This is a genomic window from Inquilinus limosus (assembly GCF_051487185.1).
Classification (GTDB): Bacteria; Pseudomonadota; Alphaproteobacteria; order DSM-16000; family Inquilinaceae; genus Inquilinus; species Inquilinus limosus_F.
In genome coordinates this window covers 1-2,560 of sequence record NZ_JAHVDK010000068.1, presented here as the reverse complement: position 1 = coordinate 2,560, position 2,560 = coordinate 1, and the positions used below count along the sequence as shown (strand labels likewise).

Here is a 2,560-nt window from a genome sequence, read left to right as displayed (position 1 = left end):
GTGTCCTTGCCCGAATAGGCGACCGTGCTCTGTGCCACGTCCGAATAGGCGAAGACGTCGTTGCCGGCCCCGCCCTTCAGGAAGTCGGCGCCGATCCCGCCGCTGAGCGTGTCGTCGCCGGCGCCGCCCCAGAGGGTGTTGTTGCCGGCGTCGCCGGTCAGGTGGTCGTCGAAGCTCGAGCCGTGGACCTGCTCGATGCCGGTCAGCGTGTCGCCCTCGGCGTCGCCGCCCAGGCCGGTGCCGGCCAGCAGATCGACCGTGACCCCGGCCGCGCTGGCGCTGTAGTAGGCGGTGTCGATCCCGGCGCCGCCGGTCAGCGCATCGGCCCCGGCCGCGCCCTGGACGACGTCGTTGCCATCGCCGCCGTCGATCTGGTCGTCGCCGGCGCCGCCATGGATCGTGTCGTTCTCGGCTTCGCCGAAGACGATGTCGTTCTCGCTGCCGGCATCGATCGAGTCATTACCGATGCCGCCATGGATGGCGTCGATTCCGGCCCCGCCGACGAGCCGGTCGTTGCCGTCGCCGCCGGCGAGGCTGTCGTCGCCCGCCTCGCCGGAGAGGCTGTCGTCGCCGCCAAGGCCGGCGAGCGTGTCGTTGCCGAGCTCGCCGCCGATGATGTTGCGGGCGTTGGTGCCGGTGAGCTGGTCGTCATGGCTGGAGCCGTAGAGGTTTTCGATACTGGAGCTTAGGGTGTAGATGTCTCCCTCAGCGTCGCCGCCCGAGGCGGTGAAATTGCTCAGGTTGACGGTCACCGCGGCCGCCGAGCCCTGATAGTTGGCGAAATCCGAACCAACGCCCCCCCTCAACTCATCGGCGCCCGCGCCGCCCCAGAGCACGTCGTCACCGAGGCCGCCCCCGAGCAAGTTCGCCCCCGCATCGCCGCGCAGGCGGTCGGCGAAGGCGGACCCGGTCAGGTCGTCGATTCCGGTCAGCGTGTCACCCTCGGCGTCGCCGCCCGTCCCGGTGCCGAGCGCCAGGTCGACCGTGACGCCGGCCGCCGACGCGACGTAGCTCACCGTATCGGTGCCGTTGCCGCCGATCAGCGTATCGGCCCCGCCGCCGCCGATGAGTCGGTCGTCGCCGTCACCGCCGTTAAGTACATTCGCGCCCGCATCGCCGGTCAGAGAATCGGCGAAACTGGAGCCGGTGAGATTTTCGATCCCGGTCAAGGTGTCGCCTTGAGCGTCGCCGCCGCTGGCGGTCCCGGCGGCCAGATTGACTGCGACCAGGGCCGCCGAGCCCTCGTAGCTCGCCGTGTCGATGCCATCGCCGCCGATCAGGGTGTCGGCGCCCGCGCCGCCGTTGAGAGTGTCGTCTCCGCCAAGGCCGTTGAGCACATTCGCGGCGGCACTCCCGGTGAGGGTGTCGCCGACGTTATTGCCGGTGACGTTCTCGATGCTGATCAGTGTGTCTCCGGTGGCCTGGCCATCGACCGCGCCGGTCGCCAGGTTCACGATCACGGCTGCGCGCTGACCTTCGAGGCTGTAATCGACGGTATCGTTCCCAGCGCCGCCGTTAAGGACGTCGTTGCCGAAGGTCGAACCCGTCCCCGGTCCGCTGCCGCCGGCCAGGATGTCGTCACCGTCGCCACCGTCCAGGGTGTCGTTGCCCTGACCGCCATGCAGCAGGTTCGCCCCGGCATCGCCAGTGAACGTATCGTCCCAGTCGCCGCCGTACAGGTTCTCGATGCCAATCAAAATGTCGCCTTCGGCAAACCCTCCGGACGCCGTGCCGGTGGCCAGATTGACGGTGACGCCGACCGATAAGCCGTAACTCGCCGAGTCGATGCCATCCCCACCATCGAGGGTGTCAGCACCATGGGACCCGTACAACAGGTCGTTGCCGGCCAAGCCGTTGAGGGTGTCCTCCTCAGCGGTGCCGTTGAGGGTGTCGTTGCCAGGAGTGCCGTCGATAACTGCCATTTGAGTGTCCCTCCAAACACGTGTGAATAACATGTTATGTGATCTCCGATTCGGCGGCTTCGCCAACGAGATTTGCGCCTGTCAGACGCCCAATTCTGCGGCCCTGTACTTAGGGACGAAAATTATTAGAAGATAAGCTTGGCGCATGCGGGGCTGGTTGCTGGTGTGAAACAGGCGTGGTGGCCGCAAGAACAATTTCTCACGAGGCGAGGCAACATTTCAGTTGGAGCGGCAGATAAAGTTGCTATAAACAAACCCATAAAATTTTAATCAAATCGGCGGCCGAGAGCGCCCGGACTTCACGGTGAAAACAACCGGGCGCCGCGCGAGCGCCCGGTCCGAGGCAACCGCTACAGCACGAAATCCGCCGCGGTCAGGGCGTGGTCGGCGATCACGTTGATGATCGCGTCCGGGTTCCTGTCGCCGTTGACGTCGAGATAGACGCCCTGGCGGCCGTCCGCGAACGCGACGATCCGCACTTCCGCGCCAGCGCCGGTGAAGCCGCCGGTGCCGAAGGCGAAGGCGGTGTCGCCGTTGCCGGCGTCGCCGTCCGCATCGATCGCCGACAGGTCGATCCTGTCGCCGGCCGCGAAGTCCGCGATCGTGTCCTTGCCCGAATAGGCGACCGTGCTCTGTGC

At 66.7% G+C, this 2,560-nt stretch carries 2 protein-coding genes; both read right to left on the bottom strand.

What is annotated here, in order from left to right:
- A partial coding sequence (locus tag KXR53_RS35405) for a calcium-binding protein (protein ID WP_437380315.1) occupies nt 1–1,988 on the bottom strand: 1,988 nt, incomplete at its 3' end.
- Nucleotides 1,989–2,272: 284 nt separating this feature from the next.
- The coding region (locus tag KXR53_RS35400) for a hypothetical protein (RefSeq protein WP_437375816.1) at nt 2,273–2,560 on the bottom strand (288 nt) is incomplete at its 5' end.